Source organism: Bacteroidota bacterium, from assembly GCA_023957335.1.
GTDB lineage: Bacteria > Bacteroidota > Bacteroidia > NS11-12g > UBA955 > JALOAG01.
In genome coordinates, this window is record JAMLHC010000005.1 from 220,532 (window position 1) to 244,452 (window position 23,921).

The 23,921-nt window shown below is 36.8% G+C and carries 20 protein-coding genes; 12 read left to right on the top strand and 8 right to left on the bottom strand.

From position 1 onward, the window contains the following. The first annotated feature begins 7 nt into the window (after window positions 1–7). On the top strand, window positions 8–1,351 hold the full coding sequence (locus tag M9892_10730) for a polysaccharide biosynthesis C-terminal domain-containing protein (GenBank protein ID MCO5254826.1): 1,344 nt from the start codon (window positions 8–10) through the stop codon (window positions 1,349–1,351). A gap of 75 nt (window positions 1,352–1,426) precedes the next feature. Here M9892_10730 and M9892_10735 read toward each other — a convergent pair whose 3' ends face one another. From M9892_10735 to M9892_10750, 4 genes are all read right to left on the bottom strand, one after another. Further along, window positions 1,427–3,280 (bottom strand): KUP/HAK/KT family potassium transporter, encoded by a 1,854-nt coding sequence (locus M9892_10735; GenBank protein ID MCO5254827.1) that lies wholly within the window; start codon window positions 3,278–3,280, stop codon window positions 1,427–1,429. A 222-nt stretch (window positions 3,281–3,502) separates the two neighbouring features. Next, window positions 3,503–4,315 (bottom strand): hypothetical protein, encoded by an 813-nt coding sequence (locus M9892_10740; GenBank protein ID MCO5254828.1) that lies wholly within the window; start codon window positions 4,313–4,315, stop codon window positions 3,503–3,505. Continuing rightward, window positions 4,312–4,749, bottom strand: coding sequence for a GNAT family N-acetyltransferase (locus M9892_10745; protein ID MCO5254829.1), 438 nt, complete (start codon window positions 4,747–4,749; stop codon window positions 4,312–4,314). Before M9892_10745 ends, M9892_10740 begins: the two co-directional genes overlap by 4 nt. Then, a complete protein-coding gene (locus tag M9892_10750) occupies window positions 4,736–6,364 on the bottom strand; it encodes an ABC transporter substrate-binding protein (GenBank protein ID MCO5254830.1) in 1,629 nt (542 codons plus the stop codon). The genes M9892_10745 and M9892_10750 overlap by 14 nt, the downstream gene beginning before the upstream one ends. A gap of 76 nt (window positions 6,365–6,440) precedes the next feature. Here M9892_10750 and M9892_10755 point away from each other — a divergent pair, with 76 nt between their 5' ends. The 9 genes from M9892_10755 (at window position 6,441) to M9892_10795 (ending at window position 13,431) form a co-directional block, all read left to right on the top strand. Continuing rightward, complete coding sequence (locus M9892_10755; GenBank protein ID MCO5254831.1) at window positions 6,441–7,121, top strand: metal-dependent hydrolase; 681 nt, start codon at window positions 6,441–6,443, stop codon at window positions 7,119–7,121. A gap of 8 nt (window positions 7,122–7,129) precedes the next feature. Beyond that, complete coding sequence (locus M9892_10760; GenBank protein ID MCO5254832.1) at window positions 7,130–7,927, top strand: AAA family ATPase; 798 nt, start codon at window positions 7,130–7,132, stop codon at window positions 7,925–7,927. A gap of 13 nt (window positions 7,928–7,940) precedes the next feature. Beyond that, entirely contained in the window at window positions 7,941–8,816 is an 876-nt protein-coding gene (locus M9892_10765; protein ID MCO5254833.1) for a ParB/RepB/Spo0J family partition protein, read from the top strand. Further along, window positions 8,817–9,383 (top strand): DUF5683 domain-containing protein, encoded by a 567-nt coding sequence (locus M9892_10770; protein ID MCO5254834.1) that lies wholly within the window; start codon window positions 8,817–8,819, stop codon window positions 9,381–9,383. Between the two features lie 94 nt (window positions 9,384–9,477). Further along, complete coding sequence (locus tag M9892_10775) at window positions 9,478–9,912, top strand: Rrf2 family transcriptional regulator (GenBank protein ID MCO5254835.1); 435 nt, start codon at window positions 9,478–9,480, stop codon at window positions 9,910–9,912. 30 nt (window positions 9,913–9,942) lie between these two features. Then, window positions 9,943–10,713: a class I SAM-dependent methyltransferase gene (locus M9892_10780; protein ID MCO5254836.1), complete on the top strand. Its 771-nt coding sequence runs from the start codon at window positions 9,943–9,945 to the stop codon at window positions 10,711–10,713. A 24-nt stretch (window positions 10,714–10,737) separates the two neighbouring features. Continuing rightward, a complete protein-coding gene (gene ric, locus M9892_10785; GenBank protein ID MCO5254837.1) occupies window positions 10,738–11,457 on the top strand; it encodes an iron-sulfur cluster repair di-iron protein in 720 nt (239 codons plus the stop codon). Between the two features lie 39 nt (window positions 11,458–11,496). Beyond that, window positions 11,497–12,033 carry an azurin gene (gene azu, locus M9892_10790; protein MCO5254838.1) on the top strand — a complete coding sequence of 179 codons (537 nt, stop codon included), beginning with the start codon at window positions 11,497–11,499 and terminating at the stop codon, window positions 12,031–12,033. Window positions 12,034–12,177: 144 nt separating this feature from the next. Further along, window positions 12,178–13,431 (top strand): ABC transporter permease, encoded by a 1,254-nt coding sequence (locus M9892_10795; GenBank protein ID MCO5254839.1) that lies wholly within the window; start codon window positions 12,178–12,180, stop codon window positions 13,429–13,431. A 3-nt stretch (window positions 13,432–13,434) separates the two neighbouring features. Here M9892_10795 and M9892_10800 read toward each other — a convergent pair whose 3' ends face one another. From M9892_10800 to mfd, 4 genes are all read right to left on the bottom strand, one after another. Next, window positions 13,435–14,595, bottom strand: a complete 1,161-nt coding sequence (locus M9892_10800) for a hypothetical protein (protein ID MCO5254840.1) — start codon at window positions 14,593–14,595, stop codon at window positions 13,435–13,437. 17 nt (window positions 14,596–14,612) lie between these two features. Beyond that, complete coding sequence (locus tag M9892_10805; GenBank protein ID MCO5254841.1) at window positions 14,613–16,082, bottom strand: DUF5723 family protein; 1,470 nt, start codon at window positions 16,080–16,082, stop codon at window positions 14,613–14,615. A 5-nt stretch (window positions 16,083–16,087) separates the two neighbouring features. Then, window positions 16,088–17,710, bottom strand: coding sequence for a hypothetical protein (locus M9892_10810; protein MCO5254842.1), 1,623 nt, complete (start codon window positions 17,708–17,710; stop codon window positions 16,088–16,090). A gap of 70 nt (window positions 17,711–17,780) precedes the next feature. Then, window positions 17,781–21,053, bottom strand: coding sequence for a transcription-repair coupling factor (gene mfd / locus M9892_10815; GenBank protein ID MCO5254843.1), 3,273 nt, complete (start codon window positions 21,051–21,053; stop codon window positions 17,781–17,783). A 159-nt stretch (window positions 21,054–21,212) separates the two neighbouring features. Between mfd and M9892_10820 the strand changes: the two genes are divergently transcribed. After that, complete coding sequence (locus tag M9892_10820) at window positions 21,213–22,400, top strand: glycosyltransferase family 4 protein (GenBank protein ID MCO5254844.1); 1,188 nt, start codon at window positions 21,213–21,215, stop codon at window positions 22,398–22,400. Continuing rightward, window positions 22,393–23,790 (top strand): hypothetical protein, encoded by a 1,398-nt coding sequence (locus M9892_10825; protein MCO5254845.1) that lies wholly within the window; start codon window positions 22,393–22,395, stop codon window positions 23,788–23,790. The genes M9892_10820 and M9892_10825 overlap by 8 nt, the downstream gene beginning before the upstream one ends. Window positions 23,791–23,921 lie beyond the last annotated feature (131 nt).

The following is a 23,921-nucleotide window of genomic DNA, read 5'->3' on the forward strand; positions in this document are numbered from 1 at the left end:
AAGATAAATGGAAATAGCTGTAATATTTTTTGCTCTTTCAGCTAACTTGTTTTTATTTGGCACATTCAAAAGAGAGAAGGATTTGGCTGCCAAAAGACTCGTCATTCATTCATTTATTTCTAAAGCTTTTGCGGTTATCTGCGGGGTCGTAACTGTTGTTCTGACCTCGCGTTGGTTAGGTGCGGAAATTCGAGGCGAGATTAGTTTTTTACTTTCGTGGATTGGCGCATGGATGATTGTGAGTGACTTTGTATCCGGCAGTTCTCTAATAAACCTTAGTGCACGCTTTTCAGCAAAACAATTATGGAAATATTCTGTATTGTGGGTAGTGTTATTAGCATTACTTGCTTATATTTTTTATAGTTTAGTTCCATTCCGACAGAGCCTTTATTCTTGGATTATACCTATTGCCGTTCTTTTAATGGGAATTTATAATACACAAGGCGCAATTTTGATTGGAAAAGGGCTGCTAAACGAGAGAAACTACTCTTTTGCTTCCATTCCCTTTCTTTCACTTATTGGAATTCTTGCTTATGCTTTGATTGAAGGCGTTGAAAATATTGGTGTTGCTGAATATTTTTTCTGTTTATTGAGCGCATGGTTACTTGCAGTATTATTTACTTTTTTTAGATTACATATTTTTAATGATGACAATCTTAAAATAGTTCCAAGAAGAGAGATTGTTCAAAGTATCATAACTAAGGGGACACTTTCTCAGTCAGGGCATTTGGTTCAGTTTTTAGCATCCCGAATGTCTTTTTTTATAATGCCGATTTTGTTTGGAATGGAAAGTTTGGGTGTGTATTCTAATGTAGTTGTGTTGGGTGAAGGTGTTCTTATTATTTCAGCTTCATTGGGTCAAATACTTCATGCTCGTGTAATTCACTCCGACAATTTAGCACTTAATATTCCTGATTTAAAAAAATATACACGCATTTCTGTTCTCTTAGTTATTCCTTTAGTCATTCTTGTTTTACTAATTCCCGAATCTTTCTGGGTTTGGTTGCTAAAAAAAGAGTTTGCCGGATTAGGAAAAATGTTTGTGCTTTTTGCACCGATGGTGGTGTTTCAGTCTTTTTCTTCGATTCTCAGTCATTTTTATCATGCTGCTAACCGATTTGCTACGCTCATTGTGGCTAATACTTTTGGTCTTATTTTCGGCTTTGCCGGGTTTATGATTTTATCTCAAATATTAGGGTTGGATGGTTTTGTGCTGGGTGTGGTCTGTGGTTATTTTGCTCAGTTTGTGTATCTGATTTATAAAATTAGAAAGGATTTCAAAGTCAGTTTGGTCTCTCTTTTACCCAATCAAGATTCAGTGATTGAAGTGTTTAAGTTAATAAAACGGTAAACTCTTCAAATGGCGTGAATGTAGGTTTGACCTACGCTTTGAGAAATTGTTCAAACCTATGAATGTGAATTGTTTTCACCTGTCACGATCGATTTCTATAACACTGGATGGCGCAACTTTAATGGGAACTTTTTCTTCTTCCATGTTGGTAACATCCAATCCCAAATCTCCGGCAGTGTTGAGTGCCACTTTCTTAATAAGTCGATAACCTTTCACAATAAACTGTTCATAGGCAGACAAAGCATCGTCAGATGCAACCCGGGAGTTAATCAAGATAAATTTGAAATCTGCTGCTATGCCGTATTTGCGCATACTTGGGTATTGTGTCAATCCGTCAACTTCTCCTGATTCTATCATGTCTTCCACAATTTTAGAAAACATTAAATTGACTTTGTGTTCTACTTTGAAACCAAATTTGAGTTTGATGTAAAAGCATTGTTTGGGTATTAATGTGTCCACAGTGTATGATGCACCATAAGGTTTGTTTGTGATATCAACATGTACAAACCAATAGACATTTGCACGTCTGGGACGTTTTCTAAAAATTGAATAAATAATATTGGAATCAATGGTGTCTTTGTTATTTGACATAGCCATATAGACCAGATTATTGGCTTCAAGTGGTAGAGATTCATCTTTTATTAAGTCTTGCAGCATCGATAGGTAGTTTTCTGATTTGACAAAATCAGTGTGTTTGGCACGCAACTGACGGGCTTCATGTAAAATCCACATTGCTAAGAAGAGAGCTGAAGCAATCAAAATGGTAAACCATCCACCATGATGAAACTTCATCAAGTTAGAAATGAAAAATGATCCTTCTAATGGCAAGAAAATCAAAGGAATTCCGATAATCAACCACCATGCTCTTTGTTGTACACGCATTAAAAATGTCAGTAAAAGAGTTGTCATCAACATATCTATGGTAATAGCCAAGCCATAAGCTGCTTCCATGTTGGAAGACTCTCTAAAAATCAGTACTACTATAATACATCCAACGAGCAAAAACCAATTCATAAAAGGAACATAAATTTGACCTTGTCGAATGGAGGGATACATCACCCTAATATTTGGCCACAGTTTAAGTTTCATTGCTTCATTAACCAGAGTAAAGACACCGGTAATCAATGCTTGGCTTGCAATAATGGCTGCAAAGGTAGAAACTGCAATTCCTATCGGCAGAAACCAATCCGGCATAATAGCATAAAAAGGACTGGCGCCTTCAAATACTTTACCCTCATAATTTGCAAGAATATTTGCATTTTGACCGGCATAATTCAAAACCAAACAAATGATAACAAAATACCATGACATACGAATATTCTCTTTGCCGCAATGACCCAAATCGCTATAAAGAGCTTCACCTCCGGTTGTGCATAGAAATACTGCTCCTAAAAACCAAAATCCACCGGGGTAATTAACAAGCAAATTGAGCGCATAATAAGGGTTCAATGCTTCTAAGATTAGAGGATATTGAATCATTTGAATCAATCCCAAAGTGCCAATCATAAAAAACCATAAGAGCATTACTGGTCCAAAGATTTTACCTACCACTTGCGTTCCAAACTGTTGAAAAACAAATAAGGCAATCAGAATAATAATAACAATAGGAACTGTGGGAATATTAGGATTGATTACCAATAAACCCTCAACAGCGGAAGATATAGAAATAGGAGGGGTTATAAAACCGTCTGCAATCAACATGGCACAACCTATCATTGCCGGTATTATCGTCCATAAAACCTTCTTTTTGCGAACCAATGCATAGAGCGCAAAAATCCCTCCTTCGCCATTATTATCTGCATTGAGTGCAAGCCACACATATTTTACGGATGTGAGAATAATCAAAGTCCAAAACACACAACTCATCCCACCTAAAATAAGTTCTTTTGTTATGATATGTCCGCTAATAATAGCATTTAGAACATACATAGGCGATGTTCCTATGTCTCCAAAAACAATTCCTAAAGTAATTAAGACACCTGCTGCAGAGAGCTTGTATTGTCTGTTTTTATTTGATGCCAATTAAAGTGCATTTTGTTTGTATGCGTTTGCAAAAGTATAAAGAGCATGAGTAGATTGAACTGTTTATCTGAGAATTTTTTGCATCTGTATAAAAAAGCTGATTCTCTTTTTAAAATCAGGTATTCCGCTTTATTTCATTTCATCTAAAGGTGATTTTACAATCTTTCCACACGCTAATCTATGCTCTTGTAATACTGACTTGAGTTCATCAGCAAAATGAAATGCAATAGAGCCGGAGAAATGCAATGGACAGTCAAACTTTTGGGACGATAAAATAAAAGCATCTAAAAATGCATGAAACCCTTTGTGTAACAAACGCTGAGCGTACTCTGTATGTCTAAAATCAGAAAGAAAGTGAGTGAAACCTGCTATGTATTTATTTGCTCCTTCGGTTCTATACACCTTTTCAATAACATTGCCAATTTCAAGGTTTCCGTATTGGTTGATAGCTTCTTCAAAATCAGTAGGTAGTTGACGATAAAAATAATCTCTTAAAATTTGTTTGCCAAACCAGCTTCCACTGCCTTCATCTCCTAAGATATACCCCAGAGAAGGCACAAGTTGAATGGCAGATTCGCCATCAAAAAAAAGTGAATTGCTACCTGTGCCAAGAATATTGATAAAACAAGGTTCATTGTCGGATAGCGCGTCTAATGTTAAGTCTAAATCATGTTTAACAAAAATCAGTGCTTGGGGACAAAGTTTTAAAAGCACATTTCGCACCCTGTCTTTGTTCTCTTCCTTTGAGCACCCCGTTCCATAATACACGATTTCATGAGCAATTTGCAGTGCATGAAAAAGTTCCGGATTTGATTTAATGTTATTTTCTAAACGGGAATCTTGTGCTACATTTGGGTTGAAACCCGGGCATTGTAACATTTGTCCGGTTGTTGTCAATAAAAAATCACATTTTGTGCTTCCGCAATCTACTATAACTTTCATAATATTTTAGTCATTTGATAATGGGGTAGCCCTACTTCGATAAACGACTTACCTTCAATTTTGTAATTTGCTTTCAAATAAAAAGGTACTGCGGTTTCACGTGCATGCAAACTCATAATTTGATAACCTTCTGATTTTGCTAAATTCTCTGCAAATTCAATCAGTCGCGTACCTATACCTTTGTTTTGCATATCTGTATCAATTGCCACTTGACGCATTTTGATTTCGTTTTTACTTATAGGTTTTAGTAATAGAATACCCACTAACTTGTTGTGAATGAGTGCAGCTATATGAAACTCGGAACATTCGGCTGCCAATTCCTTGTCGCTGAATTTAAACCCAATAGGCGTGCGCAATATGCGGGTTCTGAGCGCAATACTTTCTTTTTGTATTGTACTGCCAAACGGTAATTCCTTTATTTCAATTTGTGTCATTGTTTTTGGAAACATATTTGAGTCTCAGAAAATTCATTGGGTTAGCCTCTAAACCTTGCACTCTGTTTGATACCAGACGCACGCTCTTATCATAGTACAGAAACAATACAGGACATTCGGCTGATACAATACTATCCATCTGTGCAAGGTACTTCATTCTTATCTTTGTGTCCGGTTCAGACATAGATTTGACATAAAGTTGGTCACATTCTTCATTAGTAAAATGAGTGTAATTGGGACCGTTTGGACTGTGAAAAGGAGAATAGAAATAAGCCATGAAATTATCAGGGTCAGGATAGTCTGCAATCCAACTGGCGCGAAACAGCAAGGCTTTACCTTGATTTCGAAGTTGTCTGAGAAAGCTGCCCGGGTGGATTTCAATAGTTAAATCTACATAGATTTTTTTCCATTGATTTTTGAGCAAAACCGCAATATCCACATAATCGGCTGTCGTATTGAGTGTAAGTTTGAGTGTGGTGTTTGCATTGTATCCTTGGGATTTCATCCATGCTTCTGCTTTGAGGGGGGCAAAGGCAAGCCCGGCAGTTCTTACAGAGTCATAGGATGCAATCCCATAAGGGACAAAACCTCTGTCAGCAGGTGAACCAAGTCCATTCTTCAAGAAAGTGATGATTTCAGCTCTATTGGTCGCCAGATTTAGCATCTTACGCAATTCGGCAAACTTGTCTTTATTCATTCCCGGAGGAGTTTTATCTATATAAAATCCAATAAATTCCGAATTTAGAAAAGGAGTAGATTTGAGCGTAAAATCTTTTTGATATTTCTGCTTTAAAGTACCGTTTTGAGTGAAAAGTTCATCTTTTATATTGGGATTGATACCGTTAAAAAAATCGTATTTTCCGGCAATAAACCCCATAAAAGCGGCTTGTTTATTCTTGTTCAAATCAATCAATATACCTTGTAAATAAGGTATTTTTCCTTTTTTAGATGTTTCGTGATAGAATGGGTTTTGATGCAACAACATTTGTACGTCTTCATCCCAGCGAACAAATCTAAAAGGTCCTGTGCCTGTGGGTCTTGAACGAAATTCTTTGCCTTGTTTTTCAGCCTCTTCGGGCATCACAACAAAACAATAAGGATTGGCAAGCAAAGATAAGAAGGGTGCAAAGGGTATTGTAAGATTAATTTCAAAAATAGAGTCATTGACAGCCCTAAATGGAAAGGCAGTATCTTGTTCTGAGCCATTTTCAAATAGAGTTAGATCAATTTTATCATTAAAAATCCAGCTGCCGGGAGACGCATTCTCTTTCTTAACAAGTCGTGAGAAACTATACACAAAATCTTGAGCAGTTAATTTTCGCCTTTGTTTGCCCTGATAATCTATAAAAAACACATTGTCTTTGAGTTTAAATCTATAGGTTTTGTTACTGTTAGAAATTTCCCATTCTTTGGCGATGCAAGGGACAATATTCAGATTGTCATCAAACTCAACTAATCCTTCAAAGATTTGACTACAAGCCCAAATTTCGGCTTGATTGCGTACAAAAGCAGGATCTAAGGTAGTGATTGCGGCATCTTCATTATATCTAAAAAATGCTGCATTTTGAGAATTATCCACATTGTTACACCCGATAACTACAAGTAAAATGTGCACAAGTAACACCCATTGAAAGGGTATAAGAGATATCGGCAGAGTATTTTTGTGCAGTCTAAAAATGTAGTCAAAAGTCATGGATGTAACATATTATGGTCAGTCTTGTTTTGGTGTCAGCATTGCGGACAAAAGTATAGTTTTTGACCCATTTCTTTCCGACAATCCTTTAGCCAAAAATGTCAATCTGAACAATTTACTGTGCGATTATCTTTTGTTGACACATGCGCATGGAGACCATCTGGGGGATACTTTGTTTTTTGCTAAAACCAAAGGCGCAACTTTAGTTTCAATATTTGAAATTACAGATTGGGCTTCCAAGCAAGGCGCAACATCGGTTCATCCTATGAATATTGGCGGAGCTTGGACTTTTGATTTTGGAAAAGTTAAAATGGTTAACGCTGTTCACTCAAGCGGTTTCCCGGATGGGACTTATGGAGGAAATCCATGTGGATACGTGGTTCAATCTGCTGATCAGACTTTTTATTTTGCCGGAGACACCGCATTGACTTATGATATGAAATTGATAGGAGAGTCTTTTAAACTCGATTTTGCTTTTCTTCCTATCGGAGACAACTTTACAATGGGTATTGACGATGCAATCAAAGCAGCCTCTTTTGTTCAATGCAAAAAAATTGTGGGTATGCATTTTGATACATTCGGATACATAAAAATCAATCATCAAGAAGCAATAGACAAATTCAAGCAGGCAGGTATAGAGTTAATCCTGCCAAAAATTGGAGAAACATTTAACATTTAATAAATACAATGGGAAAAATAATAGCAATAGCAAATCAAAAAGGCGGAGTAGGTAAAACAACATCAGCCATCAATCTGGCTTCGAGCCTTGCTGTGTTGGAGTGTAAAACCTTAGTAGTGGATGCAGACCCGCAAGCTAACGCCACATCAGGATTAGGATTTGAACCCAAGAGAATAAAAACAGGACTATATGAATGTCTTACAGGTAGTGCAAAAATCAAAGACACTATTTTGGAAACAGAAAACAAATTCTTGGATGTATTACCTGCATCCATTGATCTCGTTGGGTTTGAAATAGAAATGGTGAATAGCAATAATCGTGAGTTTTTTATGAAAGATATATTGCAAGAAGTCAAAGGTAATTATGACTTTATTATCATCGATTGTTCTCCCTCCTTGGGGATTCTTGTAACAAATTCGCTCGCAGCAGCTGATTCTATCATTATTCCGGTTCAATGTGAGTACTTTGCCTTGGAAGGACTTGGTAAATTGCTCAATACCATCAAGATAGTGCAACAGAATCTAAATAAAAATCTTGAAATAGAGGGCATTTTGCTTACCATGTATGATTCGCGTTTACGCTTGTCAAATCAGGTGGTGGATGAAGTGAAAATGCATTTTCAGAATTTTGTATTTGATACAATTATCCACAGAAATACTAAATTGGGTGAGGCTCCAAGCTACGGGCTGCCGGTATTGGAACACGATGCAACCAGCAAAGGCGCAGTGAACTATCTGAACCTTGCCAGAGAAGTAATGCAAAAGAATGGTATGACTCAATTTAAAGACGCAAGCTTAGCTATATAATCAGTCAGTAATCATGTCAAAAAATATTAAAGGAGGCTTGGGGAGAGGTTTGTCGGCATTGCTGGCATCCGAGAATGTGAATATTGAAGAATTTGGTGATAACAAGATTGTTAGCAGTGTGAGCGAAGTTCCTATCAGTCAAATTGAAGCCAACCCCTTTCAACCCAGAACTGAATTTGAGAAACAAGCATTGGAAGAATTAGCAGACTCCATTAAGCTGCATGGTATTATTCAGCCTGTTACACTTAGAAAAATGGGCTATGAAAAGTATCAACTCATTTCAGGAGAACGTAGAACAAGGGCAGCAATACTTGCCGGTTTGACAGCTATTCCGGCTTATGTCCGTATTGCCAACGATCAAGATATGCTTGAAATGGCTTTGATTGAAAACATTCAACGCGAGAATTTGAATGCTATTGAGATTGCTTTGTCTTATAAAAGGCTGTTGGACGAATGTGATTTGAAACAAGAAGAGCTTGGCGAAAGAGTGGGGAAGGATCGCTCTACTGTTGCGAACTATATGCGTTTGTTGAAATTGCCTGACGAAATTCAGGCAGCTATCAAAAACAATGAATTGTCTATGGGACATGCACGTTCTATTCTTGGATTAAAGGATGAACAAGATCAATTGGCATTGTTTCACAGAATTACTCAGGACAACCTATCTGTGAGAGCTACCGAGCAGATAGTTAAAGAACATAGCAAAGTAGGAAGAAAAACAGCAAATACTTTGAAACCGCAAGTTTTCGAATCTTCTATATTTAAAAAGTATTCAGGTTTTCTCAAAGACAGGCTAACACTAAAGGTAGGCAAGGGAAAGAAAGGACAGTTGTTGATTAAATTTAACAACGAAAACGAATTAGAGGAGATATTAGAAAAACTACACTAAATGAAAAATATTAAGGGCTTGGCTATTCTTATGTTTGCCCTTTTGCTGTCCGGCAAAGGTCTTTGTACCGGTGATTTCAATACTTCTTTTATGCGTTTTGCACCACCAACAAAAACACATTCCCCTCATCTTGCCAGTGTTTTGTCGGCTGTTCTGCCGGGGGCAGGGCAGGTTTACAATAAAAAATACTGGAAAGTCCCCATCATTTATGCCGGTTTAGGTGCGTTGACATATTCTATTTATTACAATCAAAGCTCATTCAAAACATTCCAAAATGAATTGCTTGCACGCAATAACAATGATACCAATGCAATGAGTGCAAATTTTTTTGGCTACCCTGACGAATACCTCCGTTCCAACCGCGACCAGTTTAGGAATAACAGGGATTTATCCATCATTGGTGTTGCCTTACTTTACACATTAAATATAATAGATGCTGCCGTTGATGCTCATTTGTATAATTTTGATGTAAACAAAAGCCTCAGTATTAAATCAAATATAACCCCAACTTATTCTCAATATTCAGCGGATTTCAACCTTGGAATGGGCTTTGTGTTAAAGTTTTAATCGCCTTATTTAGAATGATTAAAAAATAATTTCGGATATGCTTGTCCGAGATGCAAAATCAGTATATTTTTGCACCCGTTAAAAAAACAAATTCATGTTTTCCAAATCTTGTGAATACGGCATAAAAGCCACTTTATACATCGCAACCAATTCGCTTGTGGGAAAGAGAGTTAGTTTACATGAAATTGCCGAAGATATTGATTCTCCCAAAGCATTTACAGCCAAGATTTTACAACATCTTTCCAAAAATGGCATTATTACCTCTACTAAAGGTCCCAGCGGAGGTTTTGAAATAGATTTAGGTGATATGTTATCTATAAAATTAAACAAGATTGTCCAAGCATTTGATGGAGATGATATCTACAAAGGTTGTGGGTTAGGATTGAGTGAGTGTAATGACAGCAAACCTTGTCCGGTTCATTCAAGGTTTAAGGATATTAGAGAAAATTTGAGAAAAATGCTTGAAACAACGAGCATTTTGGAATTAACGAATGGGTTAAATGAAGGATTGACCTTTTTAAAACATTAATTTGAAAAAGAAACAGACAATATAAAAATTATGGAAGTAACAGATTTTTCAAAAGCACAAGGTCACTGGATTTTAGCTAAAATGGGAAAGAAAGTATTGCGTCCCGGAGGCAAAGAATTAACCGAGAAGTTGGTTTCCGGTCTTGATATACAACCTAATGATGATATAGTAGAGTTTGCGCCCGGCTTGGGGTACACCGCCTCTCTCGCATTACAAAATCATCCGCATACCTATGTAGGTGTAGATGCAGACGAAGAAGCAATTAAAATATTGAACCAAAAACTCAAAGGAGATAATGTTCAGTTTATTCTGGGGCAGGCCTCAGAAACACACCTTAAAGATGAATCCAAAGATAAAGTCTATGGAGAAGCCATGTTAACAATGCATGCAGACCATCGAAAATCAGAAATCATCAGAGAATCACATAGAATCCTTAAAAAAGGTGGATTATATGCCATTCATGAATTAGGTCTTGTAGGTGTAACAGAAGAGCTGAAAAACACTATTCAGCATGATCTTGCCCTTTGTATCAAAGTAAATGCTCGCCCTCTGACCGAAGATGAATGGAAAGCATTGTTGGAGAAAGAAGGGTTTAAAATTAAAAAGGTGTACACTAATGCCATGCATCTTTTGGAAAGCAAACGAATCTTTGACGATGAAGGTTTCTGGCGAGCTATCAAAATCACATTTAATATATTGAGAAATAAACCGGCTCGCATGAGAATTAATGAGATGAAAAGTGTATTCAAAAAACACGACAAACACATGAACTCTATTGCTATCATTGCCGAAAAAATTTAGAAATAAACAAATTATATAATCATCATGGAAATATCAAAAAATTCAATCGTAGGAGATTTGGTAGCACAAGACTACCGTGTAGCCTCAGTATTCAAGCAACAAGGAATTGACTTTTGTTGCAATGGCAATCGCTCAATCGCAGATGTCTGTCAACAAGATAATATTGCTGTAGAACCACTCATTGATGCATTGAAAGAAGCAGCACAAAACAAAGGTGGTTCAAGTATTGACTACACTTCATGGCCTCTTGACCTCTTAGCAGATTATATTGAAAAAACACATCACAGATATGTTGAAACTAAATCAAGAGAGATTATGCCATTCTTGGAGAAAATTGTACGTGTACATGGAGAAAGACATCCGGAATTGGAAACAGTAGAACAGCTGTTTAATGCGTCAGTAGGGGAGCTTGCTATGCACATGAAAAAAGAAGAATTGGTGCTTTTTCCTGCAATCAGAAAAATGGTTCAAGCAAAATTACAAGGAGTTAAATCTGATGCACCCGTTGGCAGTATTGCCGCCCCCATAAATGCAATGATGCAAGAGCATGATACTGAGGGAGAAAGATTTAGGCAGATATCCAAACTCACTCAAAATTATACAGTTCCTGCCGATGGTTGTAATACATATAAAGTTACATTATTTATGTTGCAGGAATTCGAAGAAGATTTACATTTGCACATCCATTTGGAGAACAACATTCTATTCCCAAAATCAATAGAAATGGAAGCTCAGATGGCTTAAGAACGAAACCTTTATAAAACAAAAATAAATAAATCAAAAATGAAAAAATCAATTTTAACCCTTGCAAGTGTAGCATTCTTATTTGCTGCTTGTAACAACACACCTGCTACCGAAACAACTGAAACAACTCAGGACACAACTGCAACAACTGCACCTGAAACACCTGCTGCTCCTGCACAAGAAGAAGCTGCTGCACCTGCAGTTGCTGAAGTTACTATTGAAGGTAACGATCAAATGAAGTTTAACCTTACTGAAATCAAAGTAAAAGAAGGTCAAACTGTAAAACTTACGCTAAACCACGTGGGTAAAGCTCCTAAAGCTGTTATGGGACACAATCTTGTAATACTAGCTTCTGGCGTTGACATGATGGCTTTTTCTAAAGATGCAATCAGTGCTAAAGCTACTGATTATATTCCTGAAAAAGATTTGAAAAACATCATTGCTCACACCAAGTTAATTGGTGGTGGAGAAAGTGATGTAATTGAATTTCAAGCACCAGCGAAAGGAACTTATGATTTCTTATGTTCTTTCCCCGGTCATTCTGCTCTAATGAAAGGTAAATTTATCGTAGAATAATAAATAACAAAAAATAAAGGTTTGAAAAAGGGGCTGTGTAAGCCCCTTTTTTATTGCTTTAAGAATATCTTTGAACCTTAGAAAAGTGTACAATTGTTAGCAAAGCTCAATTTATATTTAAAATTGATTTTTGAAAACGCAAAAATGGCGTTTCAGACCTTGTTGAACAACAAAGTGCGTTCAATTTTATCGGTCAGTGGAATCAGCATAGGTATATTCTCCATTGTTACTGTATTTACAATTATTGATTCATTTGAATTACAAGTTAAAAACAGCCTCGCATCCTTGGGTAAAAGTGTTATTTATATTGAAGTATTTCCTTGGGAAACCGAAGAAAAGCAAGAATACCCATGGTGGAAATTTATCCAACGCCCCGACCCGACCATTCAAGAATTGCAATTATTAGAACAATCGCATGTTTCAAATATCATTGATGCCATCAGCTACAAGTTGACATACCCGTCTGCTACACTCATCAATATTGATAACGGAGTTAATGCCAATGGTATTGATATGCTTGGTGTTTCGTATGCTTTCAATCAGATTCAGGATTTAAAGATAGCGTATGGACGTTATTTTTCTGAACAAGAATGTAATTTTGGTAGTCCGGTTATTGTTTTGGGCAATAAAGTTGCAACACAACTTTTTGACAATGCTGAAAATGCACTTGGTAAAAATGTCAGAATTGCAGGCAAATTACTACAGGTCATTGGTGTCATGGAGTATGACGGGGAAAATATGATTGACAATTCCTCCGATGAGAACGTATATGTACCCGTGTCATTGATGGATGATATAATTGGGCAAAACATACGTTCATTTAATCCTCAAATAATGGTAAAAGCCAAAGACGGTGTGTCTATTGATGCGCTGGCAAATGAGATTAAAGGCGCTATGAGGTCAATCAGAAGATTGCAGCCTAATGAAGATGATAATTTTGCTATCAACAAGGTTACTTTTCTAATCCAGTTTTTAGATGAATTCTTTGTTAAAATGAATCTTTTTGGGTTGATTATTGGTGGATTTGCTTTACTGGTAGGCGGTTTTGGTGTTGCCAATATTATGTTCGTATCTGTCAAAGAAAGGACAGGCATTATTGGTATTCAAAAGGCATTGGGTGCAAAAAGGTTGTATATATTAACTCAGTTCTTGACAGAAGCCATAGTACTATGCGTGCTGGGGGGTATTATCGGGATTGCTTTTGTTTTCTTACTCACGTTTGCCGCTAACATTTTTCTCGCACATGCAGGAGATGTAAGTTTTAGAATTTATCTGACTATGAGTAATTTTACAAGCGGAATTATGTTCTCCATTATCACCGGAATTGTTGCAGGTATTATCCCTGCGTGGGTTGCTGCTAAACTTATGCCGGTAAAAGCTATAAGGTTTAATGGTTAAAAATTATGCTCCAATTCGATAAAGAAAATATATACCCAAAGCATGCTGGAATTTATTTTCTGTGATCTCGAATATAGGTTCAAACCTTAAGTTAAGGCTCAGATTATTATTAATTAAAGGTTTTGAGTATATGAATCTGAAGAATATTAATTCTCGCTCCCTTTGAAGGGTGTAATAATTCTCATAGTTAAAACTATTAAACAAAGGAGTACCCAATGATGAGAAATACTCCCAACCTTTCCAATAACTTGCAATAAAAGAAAAGTGCTGATGGGTAATACCGCCATTTAGGTATATGCCCATACCGTTTTTATAAGGTTGAGTAAGCACTAAAGAATGGTCTAAGGCATGCAGAAAATAGGGTTGGAACGTCCATTGCAACTTTTCTTTTTTTCCATAAGTAATATCTAAACCAAATGCATTATTGGTGTGATTGACAAGGGGAAGCCCCACAGAGGAACCTCCTCGGTGTTGATTTGTCATTTGAGCAATTATTTTTGCTAGAAATGAGGCTTCTTCATTTCCCGTTAAAAAATAATACAAAGAAATACCCGACTCCAAAATTTCTTGTTGTTTAGTTTTGGCATTGACAGTTTGACGCCAATTTAACCAGATGTCAGCAAAAAAGCGTTTGTCGTGATGGATGATTTGAAAACCGTTTTCTATTCTATCATACAGCCCTCTTTCAAATTGATAGAGAGGCTCAATCAATCTGTGCTCCAGACCTCCGTAGAGTGTACCAAAAACAATATGGGTATGTTTGATTTGATAATCTAAGGTAAAGGTTGTCTGCATATTTGCAAATCGGTTTTCGCCAAAATTCTTTTCTAAATACAAGCCGCCTTTCAGCCTGAAATCTTTATTTATAAAGGGTTTCCAAACAAGGGTGGGGTAGAATTGATAGCCGAAATAAGTAGCACCAGGTTCAATATTGCTGAAGTACTCGTTGTTTTTAACAAAAAATAATGATTGAAAATCTAAATAAAGCTGTTGGGATAGTTTGTGAAAAGGATTAAAAGCAGATTTGCCACTTTCTTTGTTAATCCTATCCGGTATAATGTTCTTTTCATTTTGTAATACAAAAAAAGACTCATTAGGCAACTGTGCAAAAACGTTCCCTAAGCTAAGCAGAAAAAATCCAAGACATAATAAATAATTTCTCACTTGATAAGTAGGTAATACTATTTGTCAACATCTGCCGGAACCTCAGTGGGAGGTGTGTCAACAGGAGCAACCGGTGTATTTTTTTTACCTTTTTTAGAATTCTCTTTCTTGTTTCGCTCGCCCGGAGGTATATAGTCCGGTGAACAAGGATTCTTTTTGTCTTTTCCATAGGCAAAAACAAAGTTTATACCTGTTCTCAAATGCACAGATCTTCTTTCAAGCGGATTGAAAAAAAGAACCTCCGCATTATTACTAAGAATCCACCATTGTATAGGTCCCAAATTGGCTGCAAACCCAAGCCCTATATTGGATATTTGTCGATTGATTAAGCTGATATTTCCTTGCATATTGAGTATTCTGCCTAATCTTACCTGACCATTTACAGACCAAGCAGTACTGAACCTCTTGTTTGCAATTTCACCATACATCATTGCACCTACGCGGTTTCCCCTAAACAGCTCATAAGAACCGGAAAGATATATCTTAGGAATTAGGTTAGTTCTGTATTTTGGAGAGTTTTCTTCTGCCAAATCAAAGGTGGTTTTAATGGTATCAACAAGTTTTTTAAACATGTCGGAATTTCCGGAAAGAGTATTGCCGTCAAAGCCGTTGAATGTAAATGTCTTATTTTGTGATTTGTTATAATATCTTTTGCCACCGTCAACCCAGTTTAAATAGCCGATATCAATTACCGATGCTGTCAATAAAAGTTTTTTGTCAAGCATTAAATAGGTTGCCCCCAAATCCATACCTACTCCATTATTTTTGGATGTAAATAAACTTGAAGGACTAAAATTACTGTCATTAAATGGCAGAGTAGTTCTAAAATCCAAATCATTATCAAATGTAACTTGATAGTATTCCGGATTGGTAGTAATGTTCAATTTAGCTTGTTTAGTATAAACATTTGCAATTCCTTTTAAATATTTCACGCGTGCACCAACCGATAAATTACAATTAAGTTGATAGGCAGCACCGGCAGAGAAGTCCAAGTATGCCGTGCTATTCACTCGAAAACCGCCAATATTCATTGATTTGCCAACATTGTTCTCATGTAGATTTCCCTGTATTAAGAAAGCAAACAAATCATAAGGGTAGTTCATTCTAAATTGAAATTTTTCTGCTACAGCTGCATGGACAAACAGTTTTGGTGTAACGCGCACACCGAATGAGAAGTTCAATAATTGGTCAAGCTTAGTTGCATTGTTCCTTCTCATGCTCTCCAAAAATTTATTGGTTGACCAAACAAAACTGTCGGAATTTTGGTCAAACCTTCTTAAATCGTTTACCGCAAAACTGTTAGAGAAGCCAAAGCCTACGTCATACATCGTAAAGTAAAACCTCGTAATTGGGTTGAGTGCAGGGTTAAGGGAATGTCTTTGTCCCAAAAATTCCATGTTATGCAAAGTAAGTTCTTGTGCACTCATTGTAGAACTAATAGCCATAAACACGGCTAACAAAATAGAATTTAATGTTAACTTTTTCATGACTCTTACTTAGATTTAATGGTACCTTTTGCTTTTACCTTGACACCCGCTTTAATGACAATTTTATCTTCAGGATAAACTTTCACAGGAGTGTTGCCATTATTGAATGACAATGCTTCAGCTTTGATGATGATTTTATTGACATTCTTAGCATTGAGTTTCTTAAGTAATGTCTGATCGACTCTGAAAAATGTAGTTTTTCGGGCTGCATTGACAACTTTGCCGTTTACATCAACGGTGGCCGCAGGAATCACATGAGTTTTGTCTAAATCAGAAAAGAGTGAATCTACTCTGAAACCATTGGTTGAGTCAATAAAATAAATTTGAAATTTGAGCCCCACAGCCAGCGTATTTTCAATGATGAGTTTAATCTCGGCATATTCTAAGATATCAGCATCTTTGGGCGGGGTGAAGACAGCAGTATCTTCAAATCCGAAGTTTTTGAATGAACCATAGAAAGGGAGTTCAATTTCTGAAATCATTGTAACCCGGCTGGTGTCTAATGCAAAATTCTTGGTTATTCCTCCCGGATTAATTACTGCTCCGGCTCCAAAGTGCACTTCTGAGATTTTAGATTCAATGAGTTGTTTTACATTTACTTCAGGTGATTTGAGCGTTAGTTTACTCCTTTTGGTTTCAAATATTTGAGCAGGCCTGTCAATGATAAAAGGGAGAGAAACTCCGGAAATAGGAGTTATCGTTCCGTCTTGCTCTTTTGCTTCAAAGGGTATGAGGGAATTTATTTGAACTGCCATTCCGTAGGTGTTGTCAAAATATAAATTCAGGCGCGGATCTTCTACTGTAATATTTCCTTCGCCTGATGCCAATTCGAATAATTTGATATCAAGTGTTTTGGCTGGAATGAGCATGGGTGAGTTTCCAAAGTACCCATGTATTTTTTTGAATTTTTGATTTTGAAACTTCAGGTCATAACTTACTTTTTGACCGGCACTGAGTACATCAAGCGGTGAGTTTTTATCAAGTCTGACAACCATCTTTACACGTAATCTGTTGGTGTTCGACCCGTTCAATGTCAAATCAGCCTTGTATCCGTTGAGAGCCGTGTTGTTGGAAGAAGTGCTTGAAGCAGGAATATTGAAATTATCTGTATATGCACTTCCGCTTGGGTTAAACAAACTTTCTAATTTAAAAGAAATATTGACCGGTATAGTTAAAGAAGATGTTAATGCAATATTAAATGTACCTTCCTTGTATAAAATGGAATCTATTTCATAGGGATTTAATCCTAATACCCAATCAAAAGTGCTGCTGTCATATACCGATGTTCCAACAGAAGCTGAGTTAAAGGCGACTACTGCTGACGGAGATATGGGCATATTATTGCTAAATGTTTGATCTGTCAATACAATGTAATCATTACCAATTAATGAGGATGAATTCTGTCCTGCAATATAGCTTATGTAGCCATCATCATTAATAAACACTTGGTTTAAAGAGTCGAATCGCCTCAATATACGCATCGAAGTGAATTCGTCATTAAAGAGTGCTATACCATAGGTGCCGTCAATTTCCACACCTTGTGATTTTGAGAAATCAAAATCTGACTCTTTAATACATCCCCACAGAGAGACAGATAAAATAAATGATAAGAGTAATTTATTTTTCATAGACTTTATGTTTGAAAATAATTCAACAAATTTATAAATAAACACTTTACCTCTACTTGGTATGGGTAAATTATTTGAGATTCTTTAAAACTTCAATAGCATAAAACAAGTTGGACACATTGTGTACGTGCAATATCAAAGATTTTATACTTTGTTTTAGATTGAATTTAGTTGGATGTTGAGTAATATACGCCAAGAGATTTTGGAAAGCATTGCTGTTGAAATAGGTGTTTTGTGGATTTGCAGGAAGATAGATTTTCATCTCATTGTTTGCCAATGTAATTTTTTCAAATCCGAGTTCTTTGCCTTTCCATTTCAATCGTATGGTTTCTATTAAATCAAGTGTGCTTTGAGGGATTTTGCCAAATCTGTCTTCTAAGTTTTGAGTAAATAATGCCAAATCTGAATCATTATCAATGGCAGAAAGCTCTTGATAGAGTGCAAGTCTTTCTGATATTTGACTGATATAGTGATCGGGGATGAGCATTTCATAATCTGTTTCAACCACACAATCTCTAGATTTAATATTTTCAGGCTGATTCTCAAACAAGTCCTTAAATTCTTCTTCTTTGAGTTCCCCCACAGCTTCATCCAAAATTTTGTGATACATATCAAACCCGATTTCAGAAATAAAACCACTCTGTTCACCTCCCAATAAATTGCCCGCTCCTCGTATATCCATGTCGCGCATAGCAATCTGAAAACCACTGCCCAAATCCGAAAACTCTTCTATGGTTTTGAGTCTTTTTCTTGCTTCTTCTGTCAGCGAAGAAAGTGGGGGAGCTAATAGGATACAATAGGCTTTGGTATTTGACCTGCCAACTCTGCCGCGCATTTGGTGCAAATCACTCAAGCCGAACATGTGCGCATTGTTAATAATAATAGTGTTCCCGTTGGGTATATCCAGCCCGGTTTCAATGATGGTTGTGGAAATCAATACATCATAATCACCTTCAATAAATCGTATCATGGTTTTTTCCAACTCGTTACCGTCCATTTGACCATGAGCAATGGCAATGCGAATGTCAGGCATTTCGTTTTCAATCATTTCACGTAGTGTTTCAATGTCTTTGACTCTGTTGTGCACAAAAAAGACCTGTCCGCCACGACTGACTTCTTTGTCAATGGCATTGATGATTATATCTTTGTTAAAAACATGAAGTTCAGTTTGGATAGGTTGGCGATTAAGTGGTGGAGTATTGATGACTGATAAATCTCTTGCGCCCATTAATGAGAAGTGTAATGTGCGTGGAATTGGTGTTGCTGTTAGGGTCAAGGTGTCCACATTGACACGTAGTTCTCGTAATTTTTCTTTGGCACTTACTCCGAATTTCTGTTCTTCGTCTATTATTAATAAGCCTAAGTCCTTGAATCTGACATCTTTCCCCAATAATCTATGCGTACCTATAATAATATCTATCTTTCCTTCGGTCAGTTTTTTAAGCGTTTCTTTCTGGTCTTTGGTTGATTTGAAGCGGTTGATGAATTCTACAGAAACGGGCAAACTCTCCATTCTTTCACTAAATGTTCTGTAATGTTGATAGGCGAGGATGGTTGTGGGTACCAGAATTGCTACCTGTTTGCCATCAACCACCGCTTTGAAAGCAGCCCTAATGGCAACTTCTGTTTTGCCAAAACCGACATCGCCACATAGCAGCCTGTCCATTGGCTGAGTTTGCTCCATGTCTTTTTTGACTTGCTCGGTTGCTGTGGCTTGATCCGGTGTGTCTTCATACATAAAGGAAGCTTCTAATTCGTTCTGCAAATAATTGTCGGGGCTGAATGCAAATCCGGGTTGCGATTTGCGAGCCGCATACAGTTTGATTAACTCTCTGGCAATGTCCTTGACATTACGCTTGGTGTTTGATTTTTGTTTTTCCCAGACCCCGCTACCCAGCTTGTGTACTTTGGGTGCAGTACCTTCTTGTCCGGAAAAACGAGATATTTTGTGCAAAGAACTGATGCTCACATAAAGCATGTCATTATCTCTATAAATGATTTTGACAACTTCTTGCATTTTACCTTTTACATCCATTTTTTGCAACCCTGCAAACTTGCCGACTCCATGGTCTATATGGGTAACAAAATCACCTATTTTCAAATCTTTTAGCTCTTTGAGCGTAAGGGCTGCATTTTTGTTGATTCTACCATGTTTATTTTTGAACCGGTAAAAGCGGTTGAAAATCTGATGTTCTGTATAAACCGCGATTTTTAAATCTTTATCCAAAAAACCCGATGATAAAGCGTGATACATTGGCTCAAAAGGAATAATGCGCTGTTTATCTTTGATAATGGCTTCGAGCCTTTCTAATTGCCTTGGCTGGTCAGAAAAAATCAGGTTCTTAATGCTTAAAACTTCATTTTCTTTGAGATGATTCAAAGCGAGGTCTAAGCCTTTTCCAAAAACAGGTTGAGGACTTTGATTGAAATTAATTTCATGATTGGGTTTTAGTTTGAAATAAGAACCAAATTCTAATACGGGATAGTTACATAACTCTCTGAGTGTTTGTTCATGATTTATAAAAACAGATTCATCCGTTACTTCTTTCTCAATGTTCTCAAGTATCCAAGACAGGTCTTTGGTAACAACGATGGTGTTTAATTTGAGATAACTGAAAAATGTTTGTGTGTTTTGCTCAGTTTGTATTTGACTGATATTGGGCACAAGTTTAAACCATCGAACATTCTGAATAGACAGTTGTGTTTCAGGTGAGAAAGAGCGAATAGATGCTATAGAATCCCCATCAAACTCAATACGATAGGGAAGGTTGGAGTTGAGTGAAAAGATGTCAATAATGGAGCCGCGTATAGCAAAATGTCCCGGTTGGAAAACAAAATCTTCACGTTCATACCCTTGTTCAAAGAGGATTTCCATCATAAAGTCCAAGTCAGGACTGTCACCTACATTAATAGTATAAGTTTTGTCTTCTAACGCCTCTCCTGAAATGGTTTTTTCGGCAAGTGCTGCTGGATAAGTAACAATGAGCAAAGGTTTGTTGCTAAGGTTAATTCTTTCTAATGAAGAAGTTCGCAGTTGCAGTTTGTCAGAATCTTTTTCAGAGGCGTCAAAATGCTTTTTGCAAGAGTCAAACAACATGACTGTTTGTCTCTCCATCTCCAGATTTTCTAAATCATTTCTAAAATATTCAGCTTCTTCTTCATTAGGAAGCACTATCAGAAAATGACTTTTTAAATGATTGAACAATGCACTCAATAGTATTGGGACTGCGGAACCGGAGATTTTATTTAGATGAATACTTTTCCCGTTGGGACGTAGAAATTCGTCCATCCCTTTGACAGCAGGATGAAATTCAAACAGGTGCTTTAACTCACTAATCTTCACTTACACAATGTTTCAATCCACAGGGGTAGAAGAAACGGGCAGCAAAGATATTATGATATGGCATTCAAATTCAAGTCAAGCACAAGGGATTGAGTTTAAAAAGAAAAAATAAAGCTAAATAGGTGGTTATATTTGCAAACTCTTTTGAATTAAACTGTTTTGAAAATTCTGATTGTAGCCAACAGATTCCCGTTTCCGCCTCATAGAGGCGATAAACTTAAGATTTATAATCTTGCCCAAAAACTATCAAAAAAGCATGAGTTGATATTGGTTACATTTACGCAAGACAAACAGGATTTGGCAAATCTCCATCAATTGAATAATATCTTTTCCAGAATAGAGACTATTCATCTGCCCCAATGGAAGTCAGTTTTGTCGTCTGCGCGTTTCATCATAGACAAAAGCCCATTGCAGGTTTTATATTTTCGATCTTTAGCATTCAGAAAACTACTTAAAAAAGTTGTTGAAGAAGAACAGCCCGATGTGGTACACGTTCAGCACTTGCGCATGTCGCAGTATTTGCCCGAATTGGCTCAAATTCCGGCATTGCTCGATTTGCCCGATGCGTTTAGTATGTATTGGGAACGCAGAATGAAACAAGCCGGTAATCCTTTTAGAAAGTGGTTTAATTCTATGGAGTTTCATAGGGTTGAGAAATATGAGCAAATACTCAAAAAGTACAATCTTTGCACAGCGTGTTCTTCTGAGGATGTCAATTATTTAAAGCGTAAGCATGGATTAGATAATATCAAAGTTTTCCCCAATGGAGTAGATACAACTACGTTCGGCCCCGGAGCCGGACATGATTACTCCCAAAATCAGATTTTGCTTTTTACGGGCAATATGAATTATGCACCCAATGTGGACGGGGTTTCTTATTTTGTAAAAGAGATATTTCCCTTGATATTGGAAAAACATCCACAAGCAAGATTTGTTATAGCCGGTCAAAAACCTGTTAAATCAGTGCTGTCACTTGCCTCGGACAATGTCGAAGTTACCGGATTTGTTCATGATATTTCTGATTGTTACCGCAAAGCAGCCATCGTTGTTGCGCCACTTAGAATAGGTGCCGGAACACAAAATAAAGTATTGGAGGCATTATCAATGGCAGTGCCGGTGGTCTGTACTAACGTTGGCTTTGAAGGATTAGGCATTCAATCCGGTGAAGGTGCTTTTATGGAGACTGACAAAATTGCCTTTGCTGAAAGGGTGAATGAGCTGCTATCTAATGAAGAACTGCGTAAAAAAACCGGTTTGGCTGGAAAAGAGATAATAGCTCAAAAATTTGATTGGGATGTAGTAGCTCAACTTTTAGAAAAATATTTTAAAGAGATAGTTCATGGGTAAGATTCGTTTCTTTGGAGCTGTTATACTCCTTTCTCTCATTATTCAGGCAGCAAACTTTGGTGATGCAAAATCCATGTTTGGAGACTCTGCATTTACGGTTTTTAAGATGTTGAATAATGAAAATATTCCGGTTGAACATAACCGTTATTTTGGTGCAATCGTAAATGTTCCTGCTTATTTAGGTGTCAAAATGGATGCCCCTGTTTCCTTGATTTTTCAACTCTATGCAGTTGGTCCATGGCTGTTGATGATAGGGATTTTCAGTTTGTTGATATATTTGAAAAGACCTATTGAAGCGTTGACTTTGGTTATCACACATGTATGGTTTATGAGAGAGAGTTTCTTTATTACTACCGAAGTCCCTGCTGCCGGTGCATTTGCTTTGCTATATAGTGTTTTTCTTTGGTGGGATAAGTCAATGGAAGTTAAGTTTAGTTGGTTGCCTATGGTTCTGGGCTTTTTGGGAGTGGCAGGAGCATTGTTCTCGCACCCTATCGGATTAATTTTTATTGTTTTTTTACTGGGATGGAAAATCGTGCAAAGCATTGATAAAGTTAGAAGATGGTGGATATATGCTTTGCCTGTCGTGCTTATTTTTAGTTTGAAATATTTTCTGTTTCAATCCTCTTCGTATGAAGATTCTTTCTTTACCAAGGTATTTTCAGATTTGACCTGGGTGGGAAATTTTAATGAATTATATTCTGTAGATTTTTTCTTTAGGGCTCAGAATGGGATATATATTCTGCTAATCATGTTTTGGATTATGGGTCTGTTCCGACTTAATACTCCTGATTCAAGGGTCGCATTTTTTGCAAGTTTGATTGGGATGCCTCTTTTGTGGGTATTAGTGATGGTTACATTTAAGGATGGAGATGTTAATCCTATGATGGAAAAAAGTTATCTGGCGATTGTGTTGCCGGTAGTTTATATTTTCATTTTCAGGACTTATCAGTTGTTTAAAGGTATGGGCGGATTATTGTTTATTGCTATCTGGATTATCAGTCTCGGTAGTATTAGCAAAATAATACAAACCGGTAACGATGTTTTTGAAAACCGCCTCGAACATTTGGAAAGACTTGTCAAGATTCAACAGCGTATAGGACCTGATAAGTTTTATGTGAAAAGAGAACAGATTAAAGATGAAATTTGGCTGACACATTGGGCTCTGCCATTTGAGACCCTATTAATGTCGCTCGATAAAAATGGAATTGGCAGTCTTACAGTGTTGGACTTATCTACACGAAATTCCTCCGAATTATTACCTAATCAATACTATGGACCTGATTGGTATGGCGGATGGGATGTAAAATCTCTTAACAAAAAATATTTCAAACTGACCCCATCTGATTGGGTAGAAATTGAGAACCTAAATTACATTAAGGATAAGTAAGAAGTAAATTTCAGGTCTTTTTGTCTTTTTTTTCTTTCATTTGCTTTCTGTATTCTATATTTCAGGTCATTTAGTCATAAAATTTCATTTGGTCTGATATTTTCCCAGACAATTTCAAAATAATCAAACTA